Origin of the sequence: Nocardioides luti (assembly GCF_014212315.1) — a bacterium.
In the GTDB taxonomy this organism is placed as follows: Bacteria; Actinomycetota; Actinomycetes; order Propionibacteriales; family Nocardioidaceae; genus Nocardioides; species Nocardioides luti.
Genome location: NZ_JACKXE010000001.1, coordinates 2,819,595 through 2,841,985, shown reverse-complemented (window position 1 = coordinate 2,841,985; position 22,391 = coordinate 2,819,595). Strand labels below are relative to the sequence as shown.

The 22,391-nt window shown below is 75.1% G+C and carries 24 protein-coding genes; 5 read left to right on the top strand and 19 right to left on the bottom strand.

All coding sequences use genetic code 11. From position 1 onward, the window contains the following. Nucleotides 1-63 precede the first annotated feature (63 nt). On the top strand, nucleotides 64-1,488 hold the full coding sequence (locus H5V45_RS13470) for a M1 family metallopeptidase (RefSeq protein WP_221634007.1): 1,425 nt from the start codon (nucleotides 64-66) through the stop codon (nucleotides 1,486-1,488). A 16-nt stretch (nucleotides 1,489-1,504) separates the two neighbouring features. Here the strand turns inward: H5V45_RS13470 and H5V45_RS13465 are convergent, their stop codons facing one another. From H5V45_RS13465 to H5V45_RS13390, 16 genes are all read right to left on the bottom strand, one after another. Then, nucleotides 1,505-2,389: a GNAT family N-acetyltransferase gene (locus H5V45_RS13465; RefSeq protein WP_185253404.1), complete on the bottom strand. Its 885-nt coding sequence runs from the start codon at nucleotides 2,387-2,389 to the stop codon at nucleotides 1,505-1,507. A gap of 52 nt (nucleotides 2,390-2,441) precedes the next feature. Beyond that, nucleotides 2,442-3,233 (bottom strand): UbiA family prenyltransferase, encoded by a 792-nt coding sequence (locus H5V45_RS13460; protein ID WP_185253403.1) that lies wholly within the window; start codon nucleotides 3,231-3,233, stop codon nucleotides 2,442-2,444. 21 nt (nucleotides 3,234-3,254) lie between these two features. After that, complete coding sequence (locus H5V45_RS13455; protein WP_185253402.1) at nucleotides 3,255-4,118, bottom strand: hypothetical protein; 864 nt, start codon at nucleotides 4,116-4,118, stop codon at nucleotides 3,255-3,257. A gap of 41 nt (nucleotides 4,119-4,159) precedes the next feature. Then, nucleotides 4,160-4,753, bottom strand: a complete 594-nt coding sequence (gene idi / locus H5V45_RS13450) for an isopentenyl-diphosphate Delta-isomerase (protein ID WP_185253401.1) — start codon at nucleotides 4,751-4,753, stop codon at nucleotides 4,160-4,162. Further along, nucleotides 4,750-5,772: an NAD(P)/FAD-dependent oxidoreductase gene (locus tag H5V45_RS13445; protein ID WP_185253400.1), complete on the bottom strand. Its 1,023-nt coding sequence runs from the start codon at nucleotides 5,770-5,772 to the stop codon at nucleotides 4,750-4,752. The genes idi and H5V45_RS13445 overlap by 4 nt, the downstream gene beginning before the upstream one ends. Next, nucleotides 5,765-6,301 carry an isoprenylcysteine carboxyl methyltransferase family protein gene (locus H5V45_RS13440; RefSeq protein ID WP_185253399.1) on the bottom strand — a complete coding sequence of 179 codons (537 nt, stop codon included), beginning with the start codon at nucleotides 6,299-6,301 and terminating at the stop codon, nucleotides 5,765-5,767. Before H5V45_RS13440 ends, H5V45_RS13445 begins: the two co-directional genes overlap by 8 nt. Then, a complete protein-coding gene (locus H5V45_RS13435; RefSeq protein ID WP_185253398.1) occupies nucleotides 6,298-7,365 on the bottom strand; it encodes a type III polyketide synthase in 1,068 nt (355 codons plus the stop codon). The genes H5V45_RS13440 and H5V45_RS13435 overlap by 4 nt, the downstream gene beginning before the upstream one ends. A 13-nt stretch (nucleotides 7,366-7,378) precedes the next feature. Then, a complete protein-coding gene (locus tag H5V45_RS13430) occupies nucleotides 7,379-8,605 on the bottom strand; it encodes an NAD(P)/FAD-dependent oxidoreductase (RefSeq protein ID WP_185253397.1) in 1,227 nt (408 codons plus the stop codon). A 37-nt stretch (nucleotides 8,606-8,642) separates the two neighbouring features. Further along, a complete protein-coding gene (locus H5V45_RS13425) occupies nucleotides 8,643-9,539 on the bottom strand; it encodes a sucrase ferredoxin (protein WP_185253396.1) in 897 nt (298 codons plus the stop codon). Then, nucleotides 9,536-10,600: a cupin domain-containing protein gene (locus H5V45_RS13420; protein WP_343061551.1), complete on the bottom strand. Its 1,065-nt coding sequence runs from the start codon at nucleotides 10,598-10,600 to the stop codon at nucleotides 9,536-9,538. The genes H5V45_RS13425 and H5V45_RS13420 overlap by 4 nt, the downstream gene beginning before the upstream one ends. 80 nt (nucleotides 10,601-10,680) lie before the next feature. Then, complete coding sequence (locus H5V45_RS13415; RefSeq protein ID WP_185253395.1) at nucleotides 10,681-10,980, bottom strand: hypothetical protein; 300 nt, start codon at nucleotides 10,978-10,980, stop codon at nucleotides 10,681-10,683. Nucleotides 10,981-11,077: 97 nt separating this feature from the next. Further along, the gene (locus tag H5V45_RS13410) at nucleotides 11,078-11,947 is read right to left on the bottom strand and encodes a sucrase ferredoxin (RefSeq protein ID WP_185253394.1); all 870 of its coding nucleotides are present in this window, start codon (nucleotides 11,945-11,947) and stop codon (nucleotides 11,078-11,080) included. Nucleotides 11,948-12,045: 98 nt separating this feature from the next. Further along, on the bottom strand, nucleotides 12,046-12,624 hold the full coding sequence (locus tag H5V45_RS13405) for a dihydrofolate reductase family protein (protein ID WP_185253393.1): 579 nt from the start codon (nucleotides 12,622-12,624) through the stop codon (nucleotides 12,046-12,048). A gap of 102 nt (nucleotides 12,625-12,726) precedes the next feature. Next, entirely contained in the window at nucleotides 12,727-13,899 is a 1,173-nt protein-coding gene (gene hutI, locus H5V45_RS13400) for an imidazolonepropionase (RefSeq protein WP_185253392.1), read from the bottom strand. Continuing rightward, nucleotides 13,896-15,299 (bottom strand): formimidoylglutamate deiminase, encoded by a 1,404-nt coding sequence (locus H5V45_RS13395; RefSeq protein WP_185253391.1) that lies wholly within the window; start codon nucleotides 15,297-15,299, stop codon nucleotides 13,896-13,898. The genes hutI and H5V45_RS13395 overlap by 4 nt, the downstream gene beginning before the upstream one ends. Nucleotides 15,300-15,516: 217 nt before the next feature. Beyond that, nucleotides 15,517-16,848, bottom strand: a complete 1,332-nt coding sequence (locus H5V45_RS13390) for an allantoate amidohydrolase (RefSeq protein ID WP_185253390.1) — start codon at nucleotides 16,846-16,848, stop codon at nucleotides 15,517-15,519. A 22-nt stretch (nucleotides 16,849-16,870) separates the two neighbouring features. On the opposite strand from H5V45_RS13390, the gene H5V45_RS13385 reads away from it, so the two are divergent. The 4 genes from H5V45_RS13385 to H5V45_RS13370 all read left to right on the top strand — a co-directional run bounded on the left by H5V45_RS13385 (nucleotide 16,871) and on the right by H5V45_RS13370 (nucleotide 20,783). Then, nucleotides 16,871-17,485 carry a nitroreductase family protein gene (locus H5V45_RS13385; protein WP_185253389.1) on the top strand — a complete coding sequence of 205 codons (615 nt, stop codon included), beginning with the start codon at nucleotides 16,871-16,873 and terminating at the stop codon, nucleotides 17,483-17,485. 163 nt (nucleotides 17,486-17,648) lie between these two features. Beyond that, the gene (locus H5V45_RS13380; RefSeq protein WP_185253388.1) at nucleotides 17,649-19,004 is read left to right on the top strand and encodes a M20/M25/M40 family metallo-hydrolase; all 1,356 of its coding nucleotides are present in this window, start codon (nucleotides 17,649-17,651) and stop codon (nucleotides 19,002-19,004) included. Further along, on the top strand, nucleotides 19,001-20,464 hold the full coding sequence (locus tag H5V45_RS13375) for an MFS transporter (protein WP_185253387.1): 1,464 nt from the start codon (nucleotides 19,001-19,003) through the stop codon (nucleotides 20,462-20,464). Before H5V45_RS13380 ends, H5V45_RS13375 begins: the two co-directional genes overlap by 4 nt. Nucleotides 20,465-20,471: 7 nt before the next feature. Continuing rightward, complete coding sequence (locus tag H5V45_RS13370; RefSeq protein ID WP_185253386.1) at nucleotides 20,472-20,783, top strand: hypothetical protein; 312 nt, start codon at nucleotides 20,472-20,474, stop codon at nucleotides 20,781-20,783. A gap of 39 nt (nucleotides 20,784-20,822) precedes the next feature. Here the strand turns inward: H5V45_RS13370 and H5V45_RS13365 are convergent, their stop codons facing one another. The 3 genes from H5V45_RS13365 to H5V45_RS13355 are packed head-to-tail and all read right to left on the bottom strand — an operon-like array spanning nucleotide 20,823 to nucleotide 22,338. Next, the gene (locus H5V45_RS13365) at nucleotides 20,823-21,158 is read right to left on the bottom strand and encodes a hypothetical protein (protein WP_185253385.1); all 336 of its coding nucleotides are present in this window, start codon (nucleotides 21,156-21,158) and stop codon (nucleotides 20,823-20,825) included. Further along, complete coding sequence (locus H5V45_RS13360; protein ID WP_185253384.1) at nucleotides 21,155-21,871, bottom strand: hypothetical protein; 717 nt, start codon at nucleotides 21,869-21,871, stop codon at nucleotides 21,155-21,157. Before H5V45_RS13360 ends, H5V45_RS13365 begins: the two co-directional genes overlap by 4 nt. Then, entirely contained in the window at nucleotides 21,868-22,338 is a 471-nt protein-coding gene (locus tag H5V45_RS13355; protein WP_185253383.1) for a hypothetical protein, read from the bottom strand. The genes H5V45_RS13360 and H5V45_RS13355 overlap by 4 nt, the downstream gene beginning before the upstream one ends. Between the last annotated feature and the right edge of the window lie 53 nt (nucleotides 22,339-22,391).

The following is a 22,391-nucleotide window of genomic DNA, read 5'->3' as shown; positions in this document are numbered from 1 at the left end:
CCGCGCCCGCGGCACCCCGACGTAGGGTCGTCGCGAGCCCGTCCCCGAGCCAGGAGTCCCGCGTTGTCCCCGTGGTCGTCACCGTCGTCCCGCCCCCTCGTCACCTCCACCCTGACCGGGCTCGCCCTGCTCGCGGGCCTCACCGCGGGAGGGGCGGCCGCGGCTCCGGCGAGCGCCGCGACCCCGTCCGACCGCTCGGCCCCGCGGCACGACACGCTCTTCCCGACGCAGGGCAACGCGGGCTACCAGGTCCGCCACTACGACGTCGCGCTCGACTACGACCCCGTCCTCAACCACCTCGACGCGACGACCACGGTGCGGGCGACGGCCCGGCGGACGCTCGCGTCCTTCCACCTCGACCTCGAGGGCCTGGGCGTCTCCGCGGTCACCGTCGACGGTGAGCCGGCGACCTTCACCCGCCGCGGCACCGAGCTCGTCGTCACCCCGGCGTCACCGGTCGACGGCCGCTTCCGCGCGGTCGTGGCGTACGCCGGCACCCCGCAGGAGCACACCGACACCGACGGCTCGACCGAGGGCTGGGTGCGGACGGCCGACGGCGCGATCGCGCTCGGCGAGCCCGTGGGCGCGATGACCTGGCTGCCGTCGAACAACACCCCGGGTGACAAGGCGACGTACGCCTTCCACGTCCGCGCGCCCAGCACCGTGCAGGTCGTGGCCAACGGCGACCTCGTCGACCGCGTCGTCGACGGCACCGACACGACCTGGGAGTGGCGGGCCACCGACCCGATGGCGACCTACCTCGCGACGGTGGCGATCGGGAAGTTCGACGTCGAGGAGGACACGACCACCTCGATCACCGGCCGGACCATCCCGATCTGGTCCTTCACCGACCCGACCACGCCGGTGACCCCCGAGACCCGGGCCGGGCTGAAGGACGTGCTCCGCTTCGAGGAGAAGCGCTTCGGCGCCTACCCCTTCACCTCGACCGGGATGGTCGTCGACAACGCGCGGGTGGGCTACGCGCTCGAGACGCAGACGCGCCCGTTCTACCCCGGCGGCGTCGACACCGGCACGCTCGTGCACGAGATGGCGCACCAGTGGTTCGGCGACTCGCTCACGCTGGTCGACTGGCACGACATCTGGCTCGCCGAGGGCTTCGCGACGTACGCCGAGTGGCTGTGGGACGCGAAGCACGGCGGCCCGACACCGGCCGAACACTTCGCCGACCTCTACGCCCGCCCCGAGAGCGACGGCCTGTGGCACCCGTCCCCGCGCGGCTTCACCGACTCCGCGGACCTCTTCGGCACGCCGGTCTATGCCCGCGGCGCGATGACCCTGCAGGCGCTGCGCGAGCGGGTCGGCAGCCGCGACTTCTTCGCGATCGTGAAGGCGTGGGCGAAGGCGCACCGGCACGGCTCGGTGCACACCCAGCAGCTGGTGCGGCTCTCCGAGCGGATCTCCGGCCGCGAGCTCAGCGGGCTGTTCCGTCGCTGGCTCGACGTGGAGGGCAAGCCCGCGGGCTACTGACCCGCTCCGGCCGGCCTCAGGCCCGCCGGCGCAGGTCCCGCACCTGCGGCTTCTCGTCGTAGCCCGCCGCCCGGTAGGTCGCCACGCCCCCCACGTTGCCGCTCGGGGTGCTGACGAACGCGTGCGAGGACCCCATCGCGCGGAGCGCGGCCGCGGCCGCGACCGCGCGGAGCGCGGCCGCGGCCGCGAGGCAGATCTCCCGGCCGTGACCGCGACCCCGGTGGTCGCGGTGCACCCCCATCGGCTCGAGCTCACCGGGCCCGCCCGGCCGGCCCGCCCACACGGTCACCATGGCGACGGCGACGTGCCGGTCGTCGTACCCCACCAGCGACCGGGCGTGGGCGTACGCCGGCCCCTGCGCCAGCGCCCGCCACCGCTCCGCGGTGAAGGTGCTGCGGTCGAACGCCGCGTGGTGCACCGCCAGGCGGTCGTCGAGACGGTCGGGGTCCACGTCCTCGACCCGGAGGCGGGTCTCGGGCACCTCCTGCGACAGGTCGCGCACGAGCGGCGTCCACGGCTCGTCGTAGGCCCACCCCCGCGCGAGCAGCAGCTCGTGCAGCGGCCCGGCGAACCGGGCCTCCACCGCGACCTCGCCGGCCGGCAGCACGCGTCCGTCCTCCGCCTCGAGGTCGGCCACGAAGCCGCGCACGAAGTCCTCGTCCTCACGGAGCTCCGGCGCCACCGTGAGGCGCAGCAGGTCGGGCTCGTCGAGGAGGCCCACTGCAGCCAGCCGGTCGTCGACGTGCCAGACCCGCAGGGCGGCGGCCAGCGCGGCGGCACCGAACTGCTGGTTCCACCCCAGGTCACCGACGTGCAGGGGCGCCAGGTCGGGGTCGACGTCCCACCCACGCACCTCCTCGACGATGGCGGCCAGCGACTCGACGTCCGGGGTGAGCACCATGCGCCCTTCCTACCCGGGCGGCGCGGCTACCGCCACCGGGTATCGGTCGGGCCTAGCGACCCGCGAGGACCAGCAGCACCACGTCGGCGAGGGCGATGCCGACGGCCGAGAGGAAGCCCGCCCGGCCGCGGCTGCGGGCCGCGACCGCGGCCAGCAGCAGGACGACGACCAGCCCGGCGACCACGGCGGGCCGACCGATCCCGGCGCCGAGGGCCACCACGAGGCTGCCGGCCACCAGCACCCCGGTCGCGACCGGCGGCAGCCACCGCGCCCCGAGCCGGTGCGGCAGACCGTGGACACCGGTGGCCGCGTCGTCGGCGAGGTCCGGCAGCACGTTGAGCAGGTGGGCACCGACCCCCAGCAGGGCCCCGGCCACCGGCTGCCACCACGGCGGCAGCACCGACGGCCGGCCCGCGAGCGACACGAACACGACGAGGGCGCCGAACGAGACGGCGTACGGTGCGAACGACCACGGAGTCGACTTCAGCCCCGCGTTGTAGGACCACGCGGAGGCGACGCAGCCGAGGTGCACGAGCCCGGCGACCCACCCGCACGCGAGCGAGAGCGGCACGCAGGCCGCCAGGGCCAGCACGGCCGCCGCCCAGACGGTCCGGTCGCGCAGGTCGCCCCGGGCGAGCGGCTTGTCGGACCGGCCCGCGACCCGGTCGCGGCCGGCGTCGATCGCGTCGTTGGACCAGCCGACCGAGAGCTGCCCGGCCAGCACCGCCAGCGCGACGAGCCCGACGCGCTCGACCGCGAGGCCGTCGGCGACCGCGAGCAGCGCGGCCAGGACGACCACCGCCAGCGCGGGACCCGCGTGGGCGGCGCGGAGCAGCGGGGGCATGCCGCGACGGTACTGCCGGGGTCAGTGCGTGGTGAGGGCGCGGTTGCGCTCGAGGTCGGCAACCCGCGCGAGCGCGGCGTCGGTGGCCAGCTCCGTCCGGCGGTCCGGCTGCTCGAGGTAGAACCGCAGCACGTCGACGACGACGTAGGGGTCCATCGCCAGGGTCTCCGCGTCGAGCGTGGGCTGCTTCGTCCCGGACATCAGCGCCAGCGGGTCGTCCCCCTCGACGACGCCGGGAGCCGTCTGGAAGGTCAGCCAGTTGTCGATCTGCTCGTCGACGGACTTGAAGGCGCCCCGGACGCGACGGTTCCAGTGCGCGTGCACCGCCACCACGCCGGTCCACGGGAGGACCTCCACGACCCGGCCGGTCCGCAGCGTGACGGCGGCCGGGGTGAGGAGGAGGCCGCGGTCGCTGGCCATCCGGCTGCGGATGCCGGCGTACGCCCCGAGCAGCATCAGCAGCCCGATCAGCAGCGAGATGAACGCGCCGACCAGGTCGCCGTACGTGCCGTCGAGCACCGCCTCGACGCCGATGCCCACCCCGGCGGCCGTGAGCACGGACCCGAGCACCGCCAGCGCCGCGATGGAGGTGACCTTCATCGGGTGCGTGGGCAGCAGCACCCCGTGCTCCGTGCCGTCGGTCCAGGCCCGGGCCGGCAGCCGGCGGCGGGTGCGGCCGAACGGCAGTGCCAGGAAGGCGAGGCCGATGACGATGCAGAACGCCGCGGCGAGCAGCTTGCCCTGGGTCGCCGCGACGATGCCGGGAACGATGAGGAGCGCCGCGGCCAGGACGGCCCCCACGAGGAGCAGCCAGCGGCGCCGCGGCTCGAGGTGCCAGCCCTCGCCGGCGCGGTTGCCACGGATCGGGGTCGCCTGGTCGCTCATGGGCGGGGTCCTACCCGCGACCGGCGCCGTTCACACCCGTCTCACACGTCCCGGGCCGCCGGCGGCAGCGCGGACCGCGGCTGCGCGGGCGCGGACCACGGGTCGACCGGGAGCAGCGCGACCTGCTCGCGGCACCAGGGGCTGATCGGGCGGCGACCCTCGAGGACCTCGGCGCGGAAGTTCGACCAGTCGACCCAGCGCGCGTCGTCGACCTCGTCCGGGTCGAGCGCGAGCGGGTCGGTGGTGGTGGCCGCGAAGACCGGGCACATCTCGTTCTCGACCACGCCGTTGGGCATCACGGCGCGGTAGCGAAACGCCGGCAGGAGGAGGCGTACGTCGTGGGCGTCGACGCCCACCTCGTCGCGCACCCGGCGGCGGACCGCGTCGTCCAGCGCCTCGCCGGGCAGCGGGTGGCCGCAGACGCTGTTCGTCCACGCGCCCGGCCAGGTCGGCTTGTGCAGCGCGCGACGGGTCATCAGCAGCCGCCCGGCCCCGTCGGAGAGGTAGCAGGAGAACGCCAGGTGCAGCGGGGTCGCGGCGTGGTGGACGCCGGCCTTGGGGGTGGTGCCGGTGGCGCGGCCGTCCTCGTCGAGGAGCACGACGAGCTCCTCGCGCGGTCCGTCGCCGGCGCTCATGCGGGCCTCGCCAGCTGGTGCACGGCCGCGCCGAAGACGCGCGGCAGGGTGGCGGCCGCGGGCACGACGCTGCGCCGGAGCACCGGGTGCCGGGTCGCGGTGAGCAGCCCGTGGGTGAGCAGGTCGTGGCGCCGCCCGAGCCGCCGCCACTCGCGCTCGTAGCGCTGCGGGACACCGGCACGGACGGCCGCGACGGCCGCACGGGCCTGGGCCAGCCCGAGCGCGATCCCCTCGCCGGTCAGCGCGTCGACGTAGCCGGCCGCGTCCCCGACCAGCAGCACCCGGCCGGCGACCCGGCGCCGCGAGCGCTGGCGCAGCGGGCCGGCGCCGCGGACGTCCACGACCGGGTGGCCGGCGAGCCGCTCCGCGAGCAGCGGGAAGTCCTGCAGGAGGTCCTCGAGCGGACGGCGCTCGTCGGTCAGCACCGCGACGCCGATCCGGTCGTCGCCGACCGGGGTCACGTAGGCCTCGCCGAACCGCGCCCAGTGCACCTCGACGAACGACGTCCAGGGCGCGACCGGGACGTGGCAGCGCTGGCCGTAGCGCCGGTGCCCGGCCACCGGGTCGTCGAGGCCGACCAGCCGGCGCACGGGCGAGTGGAGGCCGTCCGCGGCGATCAGGTGGCGGGTGGGCTCGCCGTCCACGAGCAGGTGGTCGCCGCGGTCCTCGACGGACCGCACCCGGCGCTGCTCGGTCGTCACCCCGGCGGCCCGGACGGTGTCGCGGAGCGCCGCGTGCAGGGTCGTACGCCGGACGCCGAGCCCGCCGGGCCCGCGGAACGGCGCCTCGGCGGTCCGCGACCCGTCGAGGTAGCGGATGCCGGTGATCTCGTGCCCGTCCAGCGGGACCCCGAGGTCGGTCAGCGCCGCGACGGCGCCGGGCATCAGCCCCTCGCCGCAGGCCTTGTCCAGGGTGCCGTCCCGCGGCTCGACGACGGCCACGTCGAGGCCGGCCCGGGCGGCGTGGAGCGCCGTCGCGAGCCCGACCGGACCGCCGCCGGCCACCAGCAGGTCACGCATGGACCCGCGCCCCCGGCAGGGTCGCCAGCGCCTGGTTCTCCACCCGGATCCGGACGGTGAGCAGCGCGGCGTCGAGGACGGTGAACGCCAGCGCGGTGATCCAGGCGCCGTGGACCAGCGGCAGGGCGACGCCCTCGACGACGACGGCGACGTAGTTGGGGTGCGGCAGCAGGCGGTACGGGCCGGACGCGACCGGGGCCAGCCCCGGGACGATGATCACGCGGGTGTTCCAGCGCGGCCCCAGCGTGGTGATGCACCACCAGCGCAGCGCCTGCGACCCCACGACCAGCGCCAGCATCGACCAGGCGAGCGCCGGGGCGACGTCGGGCCGGCGTACCCACGCCTCGAGGAGCATCGCCACGAGGAAGCCGGAGTGCAGCACGACCATGAAGGGGTAGTGGCCCTGACCGCTCTCGACGCCGCCGCGCGCGAGGCTCCAGGCGGCGTTGCGCTTCGAGACCACGAGCTCGGCGAGGCGCTCGAGGCCGACCAGCGCGACGACGACGGTGAAGGCGACGAGTGAGGTCATGTGCCCTCCCCCGGGGCGCGCAGCAGCACGAGCTCGGAGCAGAAGCCGGGACCCATGGCGAGCAGGATGCCCCACGAGCCGGGGCTCGGCGGGCGCTCGCGCAACGTGTCCGCGAGGACGTGCAGCACGGACGCCGAGGAGAGGTTGCCGATCCGGGCCAGCGAGTCCCAGGTGAGCTGGACGGCCTCGCGCGGCACGTCGAGCGCGCTCTCGAGGGCCTCGATCACCTTGGGGCCGCCGGGGTGGCAGACCCACCAGCCGATGTCGGCGCGGGTGAGGTCGTGGCGGGCCAGGAAGGCGTCGACGTCGTCGCGGATGTAGTGGTTGACCACCGCGGGCACCTGGGCGTCGAGCACGATCCGCAGGCCGGTCGCGCCGACGTCGAAGCCCATCGTGCGCTCGGAGTCGGGGTAGAGCCGGCTCACCGTGTCGACCACGTCCGCCGCGCCGTCGCCGCTGCCGGAGCCGCCGCAGGCGACCACGGCCGCGGCGCCGTCGCCGAAGAGGCCGCTCGCCACCAGGTTGGGCACCGAGACGTCGTCGCGCTGGACGGTCAGCGAGCAGAGCTCGACGGTCACCAGGACGGCCACGTCGTCGGGGTGGCCGAGCAGGTAGTCGTGGACGCGGGCGATGCCGGCGGCGCCGGCCACGCAGCCGAGGCCGACGAGCGGCATCCGCTTCACGTCGGGACGCAGCCCGATCCGGGCCGCGATCCGGGCCTCCAGCGTCGGGATCGCCAGGCCGGTGACGGTCGCGGCCACGACGAGGTCGACGTCGCTCGGCGTCAGCCCCGCGGCCTTGAGCGCGTCGACGACGGCCCGCGACCCCAGCTCGACCGCGTGCTCCAGGAAGAGGTCGTTGGCGTGGGTGAAGTCGCGGATGCCGGCGTACTCCTCCAGCGGCAGCACCAGGCTGCGCTGGTCGACGCCGGAGTTGCGGTGGAAGCGACGCAGCAGCTTCTCGTCGAAGCCGCCGTCGGCGATCACCCCGGCGAAGGCGTCGGTGATCTCCTGCTGGGGGTAGGTGTGCTCGGGCAGGACGCCGCGGACCGCGAGGATCTCCATGTGTCCGACTCCTTCATCGACGGGGGGTGCGCGTGGTGGGCCGGGTGCTGCTGGTGGGGCGGGTGCCGCGGACCAGCTCGGTGGCCAGCCCGGCCGCGAGCCGCGGGGTGATCCGGCCGTCGCCGAGGCCGAGCTCGACCAGGGCGTCGAAGGCGTGCCGGCTGCGGCCGGCGGCCCCGATGCCGGCGTCCACGACCTCGGGACGGCGGGTCAACCGGGAGGCCAGCCAGGTGTGGTGGAGGTGGCGGCCGAGGAGGGAACGGACGGCCGCCCGGTGGGCCCGTCCGGCCTGTTCCGGCTCGTCGGCGGCGAGCACGCGGGCGGCGGTGCGGCCGGCGAGGACCCCCGTCGCGACGGCGTAGTAGATGCCCTCGCCGGTCATCGGGTTGATCAGGCCGGCCGCGTCGCCGGCGAGGAGCACGGCCCCGTCGGGCTGGTCCCAGCGCCAGCCGGACAGCGGCAGGTGGTGGGCGCGCCACTGCGTCCCGCCCTCGGTGCTGCCGGGCAGCAGCCGCTCGAGCTGCTCCAGCAGGATCGCGCGGGTCACGCCTTCGTCGTCCGGGCCGGCGTGGTCGTCGACGAACTCGCCGTACCCGACGTTCGAGAGGCCGTCGCCGCGGTCGAAGGCCCAGGCGTACGACGGCTGGCGACGGTCGCCGTAGCGGATCACCTGCCGGCCCCTGCGGGAGTCCGGCGTGGGTGCGTAGCCGCGCAGCGCCAGCGCCCGGCGGCCGGCGTTCGGCTCGCCGAGGTGGGTGCGGACGACCGAGTGCGCGCCGTCGGCGCCGACCAGAACCCGGGCGAGCAGGTGGTCGTCGACGAGCGTGCCGCCCGCGTGCGCGGCCAGGGTGCGGACCCGGTGGCGGCGCAGCACCGCTCCCGCGGCGACCGCGGCCTCGACGAGGCGGGCGTCGAAGACCTCGCGCGGGACGACCCAGACGGGCCGGGCCATCCGCCCGGTGACCGAGCGGTCCTCGCGGGAGAGCTCCAGCTGCTCCAGCGGGGTCCACCCGTCGACCACGTGCCCGGCGCCGACGGTGCGGAGCACGTCGAGGACGTGCGGCGCGATCCCGTCGCCGCAGCACTTGTCGCGGGGGAAGTCGGCCCGGTCGAGGAGCAGCACGCGCAGCCCCGGCTCGGCGGCGAGCGCCCCGAGGGCGGCGGCCGCGCCGGCCGGTCCCGCGCCGACGACCACCAGGTCCCAGGCCTCCGGGTCCCGGCCCGGTTCGTCCCTGGCCATGCTCACCCTGCCAACGTACCGAGGGGTCGGGTGCCGCTCATGTGCGCCGGACGCCCAGGACCTCGTGGTGGACGGCCGGGTTCTCGCGGGTCGCCCGGCAGGTGAGCTGCTCGGAGCCGCGCATCGTGGAGCGGACGCGGACGGCGTACGCCGCCCCGGCGACGTCGAAGACCGCCTCGGTGACCCCGTCGTCGGCCGACCGGCGGACCAGGCGCAGGGCGTCCACGCGGGTCTCGGCCAGCTCGCGGCGCAGCGCCAGCTCGGCCGCCTGGACGGGCATCGGGTGCCCGGACCGGCCGCGGAGGTGGTCGAGGTCGAGCTGGCCGCCGAGGTGGGCGCCGGCGGCCGTGAGCGCGGCGACCGGGTCGAGCCGTCCGTAGTAGAGGCCGTGCGGCAGCACCAGCATGTTGCCGGCGAACCGGTCGCCCCCGATGTGCGAGACCTCCCAGGTCTCCTCGGGGTGCGCCTGGGCGAGGGCCGCGGCGACCGGCCGGCCGCGCTCGGCGCAGCACGCGTCGTGGCGGCCGTGGGTGCAGACGGCGAAGGCGGTGCCGGGGTCCGGCGCGAGCCCGGCGCTGCCTCCGGCGCGGAGCCCGGCGAGGTCGAGGTCGAGCACGTCCGCGGGGTCCGCCACGGTGCCCGACTCGAGGCGCGGGGCGTCGGGGTCGGCGTACGCCGCCAGCACCCGGCGGGGCGCGGCCGAGGCACGGCTGCCGGGGCGGCGCACGAGCAGGATCCGGACGCCCGACGCGGCCGCGGCGGCGCGCAGCCGGACCCCGAGGCCGTCGGGCAGCCGGGCGTCGCGGAGCGCGTCGACGCCCCAGGGCCCGGCCTCCTCGAGCAGCAGGAAGGCGCGGACGGTGGAGGCGGTGCCGGCCACCGGCTCGTCGCGCAGCAGGCTCGCCCCGGCGCACCGGAAGGCGGGCTCGCTCACCGGACGACCTCGAGCAGCCCTTCCCGGACCAGCCGGCGGCAGAGGACGAGCCGGCTCTGCTCGTCGAGGTGGTCCGCCAGGTCCGAGGGCCGCAGCTCGCGCCGCGAGCGCACCTCCTCGAGGGCAGGACGGATCCGGGCCGGGACGTCGAGGGAGCGGTCGCCGAGCAGCACCTCGACCCGCGACGGGTCGGCCCCGGCGAGCAGCACGCAGGGGTGCCCGGCACGGCGGCGCAGGAGCGTGCCGTCGGCCAGGTCACCGGCCGCCAGCACGTCGTGCAGGCCGCCCGCGAGCCGGGAGGGACGGGTCGTGAGGAAGCGGCGTACCTCCGCGTCGACCGCGCCGCCGGCGTCGAGGTTGCGGACGTTGCCCGCGAGCAGCTCGAGACGGCGGCCGAGCTCGTCGGCGAGCCGGTCGGGGTCGTCGAGCCAGCCGGCCGGCAGGTGCTCGTCGCTGACGCCGGCGAGCACGTCGCGGACGCTGCGCTCGACCAGGCCGCGCCAGGTCAGCTGGTTGATGCCGAGGGTGACGTGCAGCGAGACGGTGTCCTGGGCGCGGGCGGCGTGGGGGGTGCCGGTGGGGAGGTACATCGAGATCCCCGGCACCAGCAGCGGCTCCTCGACGCCGTCGGGGGTGTGCACCTCCCACTGCTTGGAGCCCGCGGTCTGGAAGACGAAGACGTCGTGGGAGTCCGAGTGGACCGCGAAGCCCTGGGCGCCGGGCGGCGTGAGGTAGGCGTTGGCCTGGCAGGGGTGGCCGAGCTCCAGCTCGAGCTCGGCGATCAGCGCGGTCAGCGCGGGCCAGTAGCGGTGCAGGCCCTGCAGCACGATCGTCGCGCCGCCGTCGAAGAGGGCGAGGGCCCGGCGGCCGTCGACGAGGCCGCTGAGCGGACGTCCGGCCAGCGTGGCGCCGCGGGTGTACGACGACTCGGGGAGCACCGCGCCGTCCTGGGCGATCCGGACCGACGGCGTACGGATCGCGGACGACGTCAGCAGCTCGTCGACGTCGTCCAGGGAGAGCAGGCCGACCAGGGCGTCCGGGTCGGCGTGGTGCACGTGCACGCGGGACGCCCAGACCTTCGCGAGGAAGGTCTGGGCGTCACCGCTGAGCAGGTCGAGTGCCGACCCGGGCGCGTCAGCGCTCAGGACGCGTCCCCGTCGGTCGTGTCGGTCGCGTCGCCGTCCGTGGCGTCCGCGTCCGCACCGCCGTCGGTGCCGTCGGCGTCGGCGCCACCGTCGGTCGCGTCGCCGTCCGTGGTGTCGGTCGCGTCGCCGTCGCTGGCGTCGCCGTCGGTGGTGTCCGTGGCGTCGCCGTCCGTCGCGTCCGCGTCCGCACCGCCGTCGGTGCCGTCGGCGTCGGCAGGCTTGGTCGCGCCGGCCGGCCCGGCCGCGCTCGTGGTGATGTCGTCGTCGGACAGAGGCTCTTCGGGCGTCGTGGTCATGCGTCCTCCTGGGCGTCGGTGGCGCCGGACGTGGTCGGCCGGCGCGTCGGTTCGGTGTGCTGGTGCCAGTCTGCTGGGGCGCGCAAGGCGGAGGCCGTCAGCCCTCGTGCCGTACCCACTGCGTGACGTCGTACGCCCGTCCCGGCTTGGTCGCCAGGTCCGCGCAGCTCTGACGGCGCGGCTCGCTCGCGCGGCCGCCGACGCGCACGTCGTACGCCGTCCCGCTGGCGTGCAGGGTGACGACGCTGGTCCCGTCCTCGTCCGCGACGGAGCCGACCGCGACCTCGTCGAGCCCGGTCAGCCCGAGCTCGGTGCGCAGGTGCAGCTCGGCGACCTGCGCCGCCGGTGCCGCGCCGGCGCGACCGCGGCTGTGCGCGATCGGGACCTGCCCGAGGGCCAGGTCGTGGCAGGCGGCGACGGCGGTGTCGGCGTCCAGCCGGCCGAGGGCGACGCCGCTGGGCAGCGCCAGCAGCGTGCCGGAGAAGCGGTGCCCGCCCAGGTGGGTGGTCTCCCAGGTCTCCTCGTGCCAGCGCGCGCTCAGCGCCCCGGCGACCGGGCGCCCGAGCTCGGCGCAGCAGACGTCGCGGCGGCCGTTCGTGCAGACCAGCCAGAGGTGGCCGTCGTACGGCTGCCAGGCCACGTCGCCCAGCAGCTCCGCGGCGTCGGCGAGGACGGCGGTCTCGACGGTGGTGCCGGTGCCGGCGGGATCCAGGTGGGCCCGGAAGACCCGGACCCCCGGACCGGAGACGCCCCCGTGACGCCGGATGAGCTGCACGCGCACGCCCTCGAGCCCGGCCAGGTGCTCCCGCACCTCGTCGGCGAGGTTGCTCTCCGCGACGGCCTTGCGGCCCCACGGCCCGGGGTGCTCGACGAGCAGCCAGTCGGTCTCGGTCGGCGCGCTCCCCGCCATCGGCTCGTCGTCGGCGACGCTGGAGGCCGCGCAGCGGAAGTCGGGGGTCGGGGTCACTCCGTCGATTGTGCCGGGTGGGGCTGCGTCCGCTGTAACGCGGTGTCCACGTCCCTCGACGGGCGTGGCAGCACCGCGCCAGTGACGTGGACACCGCGTTACAGGCCGGCGCCGCCCCCACCCACGGCGTACCGCACCGTCACGAACCCGCCGGCGAAGCGGCGCTCGTCGACCAGCTCCAGGTCGAGGCGTACGCCGTCGGGCATGCCGCGCGTGCCGCCGCCGACGACCACGGGCGCGAGGAAGAGCTGGACGTCGTCGACGAGGCCGGCCGCGAAGGCCTCGGCGGCCACCGTCGCGCCGCCGATGCTCAGCGCGCCCGGGGTCTCGTCCTTGAGCCGGCGCAGCGCGTCGGCGGTGCAGCGCGGCTCCAGCCGGGTCCGCGCGGAGCGGAGGTCCTCGGGGCCGAGCGTCGAGGAGAAGACCACCTTGTCGGCGGCGCGCCACATCGCGGCCCACTCCCCGAAGACGGGTGGCTCGTCGTCGGTCTCGGCCGTCTCCCAGAAGGTCATGACGTCGTACATCCGCCGGCCGTAGAGGTACGTCCCGATCGGCCGGGTCATCTCGTTGACGAAGGCGTGCACCTCCTCGTCGGGCGCCGCCCAGTCGAAGCGGCCGTCGGCGTCGACGACGTACCCGTCGAGCGACATGAGCGCGGAGTAGTGCAGGAGTCCCATGGGACCGTCCTACCCGATCAGCCGGGGCCGCCGCCGCTGTAACGCGGTGTCCACGTCGTGATTCACCCGCTGCAGCACCGCACCAGTGGCGCGGACACCGCGTTACAGCGGGCGGCCGCCCACCCACACCCCCGCCACCAGCGGCACGCCGGGGCGGTAGGCCAGGTGCACGTGCGACGGCGCGTCGAGCACCAGCAGGTCGGCGCGGCTGCCGACGACGAGCGCGCCGACGTCGTCGCGGTCCAGGGCCCGGGCACCCCCGACGGTCGCGGCGTGCACGGCCTCGGCCGGGGTCATCCCCATCTCGCGGACGGCCAGGGCGATGCAGAACGGCAGCGAGCTGGTGAAGCAGGATCCGGGGTTGCAGTCGCTGGCGATCGCCACCCGCACACCGGCGTCCAAGAGCCGCCGGGCGTCGGGGTAGGGCTGCTTCGTGGAGAACTCCACGCCCGGCAACAGGGTCGCCACCGTGCCCGCGTCGCGCAGCGCGTCGACGTCGGCATCGTCGAGGTACGTGCAGTGGTCGACGGCGGCCAGGCCGAGCTCGCAGGCGAGCCGCACCCCGGGGCCGGGGCCGAGCTGGTTCGCGTGCAGCCGGCCGCGCAGCCCGTGCGCCGCCCCGGCCGCGAGGACGGTCCGCGCCTGGTCCTCGTCGAAGGCGCCGCGCTCGCAGAAGACGTCGATCCAGCGGGCGTACGGCGCCGCCGCCTCCAGCATCGGCCCGGTGACGAGGTCGACGTACGCCGCGGGGTCGCCGGGGGCGCCGTCCGGGCCGGCCGGGACCACGTGCGCGCCCAGGAACGTCGTCTCCTCGGTGAACTGCCGCGCGACGGCCAGGCTGCGGGCCTCGTCGCGGGTGCTGAGCCCGTAGCCGCTCTTGATCTCGACGGTGGTCGTGCCCTGCCGGCGCATCTCGGCGACCAGCCGCGCCACGTGGCTGGTGAGCTGCTCGTCGCTCGCGGCCCGGGTCGCCGCCACCGTCGTGCGGATCCCGCCGGCGGCGTACGCCTCCCCGGCCATCCGGGCCGCGAACTCCGGCGCCCGGTCCCCCGCGAAGACCAGGTGCGAGTGCGAGTCGACGAAGCCCGGCAGCACCGCGCGCCCGCCCAGGTCGACGACCTCGTCGGCCGCCGCCGCGTCGACCGCCCGACCGACCCAGGCCACCCGACCGCCCTCGACGACGAGCGCGGCGTCCGGGATCGCGCCGAGCAGGTCGTCGGCCGTCGGGTCGTTCGTGACGAGCTCGCCGATGTGCGTGAAGAGCGTGGTGCTCACGGGACCTTCCTCCAGACCGCGTCGATGGCGGCGTCGAGCTCGCGGCCGATGTCGGCCCGGTCGCCGGGGCGTACGACGACCCGGCCGTCCACGACGACGTGGGTGACGTCCTCGGCGGCCGCGGCGAAGACCGCGGTGTTCTCGTCGCGACCGGTGCCGGCCGTCCGGGGCGACGTGAGGTCGAGCGTCACGAGGTCGGCGCGGGCGCCGCGCTCGATCCTCCCGGCGCCGGGGAAGCCGAGGCTGGCGTGACCGGTCGCCGTCGCCGCCTCGAGGAGCTCGGCGGCGGTCCAGTGCCCGCGCTGCTGCGTCGCGAGCCGCTCGTCGAGCTCCACCGCCCGCATCTCCTCGAACAGGTCGATCACGGCGTGGCTGTCGGACCCCAGCGTGAGCGGGCTGCCGGCCTCGCGCAGCGCCCGGCTCGGCCCGATGCCGTCGCCGAGGTCCCGCTCGGTGGTGGGGCAGAAGCAGGAGTGCGCGCCGCTCTCGCCGATCCGTCGCACGTCGTCGTCGGTGAGGTGCGTGGCGTGCACGAGCGAGGTGCGCTCCCCCAGCACGCCGCGCTCGGCGAGCAGGCCCGTGGGCGTCAGGCCGTACGCCGCCCGGCAGGCGTCGTTCTCCGCCACCTGCTCGGAGAGGTGGACGTGCAGCGGGAGCATGCCCCGGACCGACCGGAAGCCCTGCTGCGGGTCCTCGACCGTGTGCTCGCGGACGAGGTCGCCGACCTGCCCGATCTGCTCCGGCGTCAGGGCCCGGACCGAGTGCACGGCCGCCCCGACGACAGTCGTCGCGGTGGGCTCCAGGTGGACCATCCGGGAGTACCACCCGTCCACGGACCGGTCGCCGAAGCGTCGCTGGACGCCGTCGAGGGGCGCCCCGAAGCCCGAGCTGAGGTAGCACGTGTCCAGCAGCGCGATCCGGATCCCGGCGTCGTGCGCGGCCGCGACCAGCGCCTTGGCCATCGCGTTGCGCTCGTCGTACGGCGTGCCGTCGGCCTGGTGGTGCAGGTAGTGGAACTCGCCCACCGTCGTGATCCCCGCCGCCGCCATCTCGCGGTAGGTCGCCCGCGCCAGCCAGTAGTAGGAGTCCGGGTCGAGCGTCCCGGCCACGGCGTACATCTGCTCGCGCCACGTCCAGAACGACCCCCGCTCCCGCTGCGTCCGCCCGCGCAGGGCCCGGTGGAACGCGTGGCTGTGGCAGTTCGCCAGCCCCGGCACCGTCAGCCCCGGCAGCCGCACGACGTCGGCGGGCAGACTCGCGACCCCCGACGACCCCAGGTCGAGCCCCGGCCGCGTCACCGCCCCGAACAGCCCGTGCGCGGTCACCTCCACCAGCACGTCGCTCTGGACGCTGCCGTCCACCCACGCCCGCTCGAGGAGGTAGGTCGTCGTGGGGGTCATGGGTGGGCCGCCTGGGGGGTGTCGGTTTCCCCGGATATCCGGGGAATTTGGCGCTTTCCGGGTGTTGCAACCCCCGGAAAGTGTGGGTTTCCCCCGGTCGGTGTGACCGGAGTGACGGACGGGGTCGCCGCGGAGGGGCGTCGACGGGTCCCGTCCCCGCGGCGCAGCGCCGGGTCGGTCCGCACCCGCTCGCGGGGGTACGCCGTCGCGCGGGCCATCAGCGCGCCAGCCGTTCGAGGGTGTCGGCCAGCGCCGAGACGCCGACCAGGCAGTCCGCGACCTCCGCGTGCTCAGCGGGCGAGTGCGAGACGCCGGTGGGGTTGCGCACGAAGAGCATCGCGGTGGGGATGCCCGCAGCGGACAGGATCCCGGCGTCGTGACCCGCCATCGTCGGGATCACCGGCCAGTCGCCGCCCTCGTGGTCGGCCGCGATCGCCCGCGCGAGGGCGGGGTCGAAGGCCACCGAGGACGACACCGACTCGGCGGTGACCTCCAGCGCCGTGCCGTCCCGGCCGGCCCGGTCGGTCGCCTGCGCCGAGATCGCCTCGACCAGGGCGGCGAGCCCGTCGTCGGTCGAGCAGCGGGCGTCCAGCCAGGCGGTCACCCGCGACGGGATCGCGTTGGTGCCGTTGGGGGCGACGTCGATCCGCCCGAAGGTCGCGCGCTGGCCGGCCAGCCGGGCCTGCTTGTTCGCGGCCAGGGCGGTCATCGCGTAGGTCAGCATCGGGTCCTCGCGGTCCTCCATCCGCGTGGTGCCGGCGTGGTTGGCGGCGCCGGTGAAGTCGAAGCGGTACCTCCCGTGCGGCCAGATCTCGCTCGCCACCCCGACGGCGGCCCCGCGGTCGACCAGGTCGCGGCCCTGCTCCACGTGCAGCTCGACGAAGGTGCCGACGCCGTCCAGCAGCGACGAGACCCCGCCGGGACCGGAGCCCCCGTCGTGGCCGAGCCCCGCCGCCTCGAGCGCGTCCGGCAGCGCCACCCCGGAGCGGTCCCGCAGCTCGCGCGCAGTCGCCCACGACATCGTCCCGGTCGCCAGCCGCGAGCCCAGGCAGGCCAGCCCGAAGCGCGAGCCCTCCTCCTCGACGAACGCCGACACCCCGACCGGTCGCCCCGGCACCACGCCGCGCTCGCGCATCAGGTCCACGGCGGCCAGCGCCGCCACGACGCCGAGCGGGCCGTCGTACGCCCCGCCGTCGAGGACCGAGTCCAGGTGCGAGCCGGTCAGGAGGGCGTGGTTTCGAGACGGGCGCTGCGCGCCCTCCTCAACCACCGACCCCGACGGGCGCTGCGCGCCCTCCTCAACCACCGACCCCGACGGGCGCTGCGCGCCCTCCTCAACCACCGACCCCGACGGGACGTCCCACCAGCCCACGAGGTTGCCGAGCCCGTCACCCTCGACCCGCAGCCCGCGGGCCTCGCACTGCTCCACGAACCACGCCCGCAGCTCGCCCTCGGCCGGGGTCCAGGGTTGGCGGAAGTAGCCGCCCGAGGTGGCCGAGCGCCCGACCGGCGCCAGGTCGGACCACATCCGCTCGAAGTCGTCAGCCACGGCCGGTCCATACTCGGGCCCCATGGAGTTCCAGGACGTGGTGCGTCGGCGCAGGATGATCCGCAACTACGCCGACCGGCCGGTGGACCCGCAGGTCGTGGAGCGCGCGATCGCCAACGCCACGCACGCCCCGAGCGCGGGCTTCAGCCAGGGTTGGGCGTTCGTCGTGCTGGACACGCCCGCCGACGTACGCCGCTGGTGGCAGGTCACGACCGACCCGGCGGCCCTCGAGGACCCGGACGACTGGCTGCGCGGCATGATGCGCGCGCCGGTCGTGGTGGTCCCGTGCAGCAGCAAGGCGGCGTACCTCGCCCGCTACGCCGAGGCCGACAAGGGCTGGGAGGACCGGGCCGAGGCGCGCTGGCCGATGCCGTTCTGGCACATGGACGCCGCCATGGCGAGCCTGCTCATCCTCCAGACCGCGGTCGACGAGGGGCTGGGCTCCTGCTTCTTCGGGATCCCGCCGGAGCGCGACGAGGCGGTACGCCGTGAGTTCGTCATCCCCGCGACCTTCGACCCCGTCGGCGTGATCACGATCGGCCACCGGGTCGAGGACACCGGCAACGCCGGCTCCCCCGCGCGACGGGCCCGCAAGCCGCTCGACGACGTGCTGCACCGCGGCGGCTGGCGAGCCTGACGCAGCAGCGGTCACGGCGGGGGTCGGGGGCACCCCGCCAGTCCACCCGTCCGCTCCACCCGGGTCAACGACCGCGGCCGCGCGCCGGTCTCGCATCCGAGACAACGCACCGACTTCACCGGCGCGACCCCCGATCCGGCCGGACCCCGCTAGCGTGCAGCCCATGTCCACGAGGGAGGGCGCGGTCGAGCACGCCCGCGCGGTCGCGAAGCTCCAGGCGCTGGTCCGCATCCCGACGGTGTCGCACCGGGACCCGGCCCTCGTCGACACCGGACTCTTCGACGACTTCCTGGCCGAGCTGGCGCGGCAGTTCCCGGTGCTGCACGAGCGGCTCGACCTGACCCGGATCAGCACCCACGGGCTGCTGTTCCACTGGCGCGGTCGCAGCGCCGACCGGCCGGTGGTGCTGATGGCCCACCTCGACGTCGTCCCGGTCGACGAGGACGCCCCGTGGCAGCACCCGGCGTACGGCGCCGACCTGGTCGACGGGGCGATCTGGGGCCGCGGCACCCTCGACGACAAGGGCTCGCTGGTCGCGATCTGCGAGGCGGTCGAGACCCTGCTCGAGCGCGACCACGTGCCCGCCCAGGACGTCTGGCTCTCCTTCGGCTGCGACGAGGAGGTCTTCGGCACGGCCGCGCCGACGGCGGTCGCCCACCTGCGCGCGGCCGGCGTACGCCCCTGGTTCGTCCTCGACGAGGGCGGCGCGGTGGCGATCGAGGCGTTCCCCGGGGTCGCCGCCCCGATCGGCGTGATCGGCGTGACCGAGAAGGGCACCACCTCGCTCGAGCTTCGCGTCGAGGGCCGCGGCGGGCACGCCTCGACGCCGGCCCGCAACGGCCCCACGGCGCGGCTGGCGCGCGCGGTGCTGCGCCTCGACCGCGCCCCGATGGCCGCCAGCGCCCCCGACGCGACCGTCGAGCTGATGCGGCGGATGGCGCCGCACGCCCCGCTCGCGCTGCGCCCCCTGCTCGCCAACGCCGCGCGTCTGCGCCCCGTCCTCACCCGGGCGCTGGTCGCGGCCGGCCCGGAGTCGGCCGCCATGGTGCGCACCACCGTCGCGGTCACCACGCTCTCCGGCTCGCCGGCCCTCAACGTGATCGCCTCGACCGCCAAGGCGGGCGTCAACATCCGGATCATGGTCGGCGACACCGTGGCCGGGGTGCTCGAGCACGTCCGCCGCACGATCGCCGACGACCAGGTCCACATCGACGTCCTCGAGTCCAACGAGCCCAGCCCCGTCTCCCCGATGGGTCCGGACGACGAGGCCTTCGCGCTGCTGGAGTCCACGATCGCCGAGCGGTTCCCCGACGCGGTGCCCGCGCCCTACGTGATGATGGCGGCCACGGACTCCCGCTTCTTCACCGAGATCTGCGACCACGTCTACCGCTTCGCGCCGTTCCGGATGACCAAGGCCCAGCGCCAGTCGATCCACTCCTTCGACGAGCACGTCGGCGTCGACGACTTCCTGGACGGCGTGGGGTGGTACCTCCGCCTGATCGAAAGGCTCCCGTCATGACCGGACTCGACCAGCAGGCGGCCACCGCGCAGCGCTCCCCCGTCCCCGGTCTGGCGAAGATCGTCGGCTTCCTGGTCTGCGTCGAGATCGCGAGCGGGATCCTCCAGGGCTTCTACACCCCGATCTGGAAGGACGTCGCCGGCCACCTCGACATGCGCGACGCGGACGTCAACTGGTTCGAGGCCGCCCAGCTGATCCTCTCCGCGCTGGTCGTGCCGTTCCTCGCCCGGCTCGGCGACCTGGTCGGCCACAAGAAGGTGCTGCTGCTCTCGACGGCGGTCACCGCGCTCGGGTCGTGGATCCTCGCCTTCGCCCCGTCGTTCACCACGTTCCTCGTCGGCTTCGCGATCCAGGGGGCGTACGTCGTCTGGCTGCCCATGGAGGTCGCGATCATCCACCGGCGTACGGCGGACAGCGGCCGGCAGGCCCAGCTGACGCGGCGCGCCGCCGGCATCCTGGTCGGGGCGCTCGAGCTGGCCGTCATCATCGGCGCCCTGACCAGCGGCTCCCTCGTCGAGACGCTGTCGATGCCGGTGCTGCTGATGCTGCCGGCGATCGCGGTGACGATCTGCCTCCTCATCATCTGGTTCGGGATCGAGGACCGCCCCGGCGTCTCCTCGGGCGGCATCGACCTCACCGGTCTCGCCCTCGTCACCCTGGCCCTCGGCCTGGTGATGGCCGGCCTGATCACGATCCGCCTGCAGGGTCCCGGCAGCCTGCTCGCCTGGCTGCTCGTGGTGCTCGGGGTCCTGGCCCTGGTGCCGTTCGTCCGCTACGAGGCCGGGCACGCCGACCCGATCGTCGACGTCCGCCTCTTCGCCCAGCGCGCGCAGTGGCCGGTTCAGCTCACGGCGTTCCTCTTCGGCATGTCGGTGCTGGGCGCGCAGATCCCGCTCTCGACGTTCGCCCGCACCGACCCCGACGTGGCGGGCTACGGCCTCGGCGCCAGCGCCGGCTTCGTCTCGACGCTGATCGGCGTCTACGTCATCTCGCTGGCGGTCGGGGCGTTCACGCTGCCGCTGACCTCGCGGCTCCTCGGCGCCCGCAACGCCCTGCTGGTGTCGTGCGTCCTCGTCGCGCTCGGCTACGCGCTGTGGATCCCCTTCCACGACAGCACCGCGCAGGCGCTGCTCAACATGGGCATCGCCGGCATCGGCTCCGGAGCGCTGGTCGCCGCGCTCCCGGCGGCCGCGGCGGCCGCTGCGCCCCCGGAGCGCACGGGTTTCGCGACCGGCATGACCAACGCGACCAAGACCGTCGGCGGGGCGATCGCGTCCTCGGTCTTCGCGATCGCGCTGGCCTCGACCGGCTCGCTCGAGGACCCGACCGAGGGGCACGCGCCGCTGTCCGGCTACCTGGTGGTCTGGGCGGTGTGCGCCGTCGCCGCGCTCGCCGCCGCGGCCGCCCTCACGATGATGCCGCGCGAGGCACCCGAGGACGCGGCCGCCCGAACGGCATGATGGCGCGGTGAGCAGCACCAACCCCGAGCGCCCCAGTGCCGACGTCGACGCCACCGCACGGTCGCGCTACGTGCGGATCGGCTTCATCATCGTCGTGCTCGCGGCCTTCGGCGTGCTGTCGGCCGTGCGGACCCACTCGTGGCTGGACGCCGGCGCCGCCGCCCTGATGCTGGGTGGCGCCACCTGCACGTGGCTTGCCGACCGCGCGCGCGTCGACGTGATCGCGAAGGAGCACCTGCCGTCGTACGGCGTCGAGGCGGCCTGGCTGGTCGCCGGTGCGGCCCTCGCCGGGGTCGGGCTCTACCTGCTCGCGCACTGAGCCGTACGTCGTCGGCGCTTTCGGGCAGCCGGGTCGACCTCAGCGCCGATCGCGCAGCTCGTCCGCGAGCCGCTGCTCCTCGGCCCGACCGCGGGCCGCCAGCTCCTCGCGCTCGTCCTCGCTCAGCGCCTGCCACTCCTCGCCGAAGGTCTGCAGCGCACGCCCGGCCTCTTGGTCGAAGGTCTGGGTGCGACCGAACTCGCGGTAGCTCATCCGGCCGTCCAGCACCCGCTTCGCGAGGTCGGCCAGCTCCGGGTTGCTGCTGGAGTCGCGGATGACGACGAAGGCGCGGCGCAGCTCCTCGGCCTCGACGGGGTCGCCGGCCGCGGCCAGGATGCTGGGCGGGACCTGCGGCTGCTCGTCGCGCCCGCTCACGGGACGCCCGGGTGGTCGTAGCCGGCCGGCAGCACCATCTCGCCGGTCGACGGGAAGGACCCGAGCAGTGTCTCGAGGGCGCCGATCGAGGTGTGCACGACGGTGATGGTGGTCTCGTAGCGCTCGTAGACCTTGAGCCAGCGGTCCACGCACTTCTTCGCGTCGCTGGCCGCCCAGGCACCGAAGATGAGGGAGCCGACGACGGTCTCGCTGAGTGCTGCCGCGGCGATCGCCTTGACGCCCATCGCGATCAGCTTGTCCTCGATCTCGTGCACGCCGTTCGAGGCCTCCTCGGCCAGCGCCAGGATGCCGCCGGCGAGGAAGTGGTACTGCTGGGAGGCCACGTGCAGGTGGCTGCTCACCTCGTCGATCTGGAGGGCGAGGAGCTCGAAGTACTTGTCCGCGGCGGACGCGGCGTGACCCTCCCAGTCGTCCATCATGTCGATGCGGACCTGGTTGATCTCGTAGCCGAAGCGGCCGACGTACTCGTTCATCTGCTCCGGCGCGACGCCCGCCTCGCTGACGGCCTTCCAGTCGCCGCCGACCCAGTCGGCGACCATCTCGCCGGGGTTGAACGAGAAGATGTACTCGATCGCCTTGCGGATGATCTCGGTCGGGTGCAACCAGTCGTGCAGCCCGATGAACGTGTTCAGGTCCTCCGGGACCGGCTCGCCCGGGTAGGGCTTGTCGAGCGTGAAGCTCGGCGCGGTCACCACGACCCACCACCGCCTCCGCCGCCGCCGGATCCGGACCCGCTGGTCGGCGGGTGGTCCTCGCCGTCGCTCGGCGGGCGGGTGCCCGGGTCCGTGGGCACGGTGTCGATCGGGTCGCCGGCCCGGTCCTCGTAGCCGTAGCCGGGCTGGAGAGCCTCCACCTCGGCGTACTTCTTGTCGTGGGCCGCGGCCACCGCGTGATCGGTCTTGTCGTACATCCGCGCCGTCTGGTCGAGCTCGTTCGCCGAGACGTTGGTGACCGAGCTGAGCTCGCCGAGGATGTCCAGGACGCCCTGGGCCACCTTCTTCATCGACGACTCGCACATGTCGAAGATGACGCCCCCGCCGTCGGGCACCTCGATGTAGGACATGGTGTAGGCCCGGGCGTTGGCGACGTCGTCGCGCAGCACGCGCAGGCCGTCGGCCCCCGTGCGGAGGGAATCGGACTTCACGTGCAGGTCGGTCACGAGGCTGGTCTACCCCTGCGGGTGGTGCGGGAAACCCGGGTCACGGGCCCGGC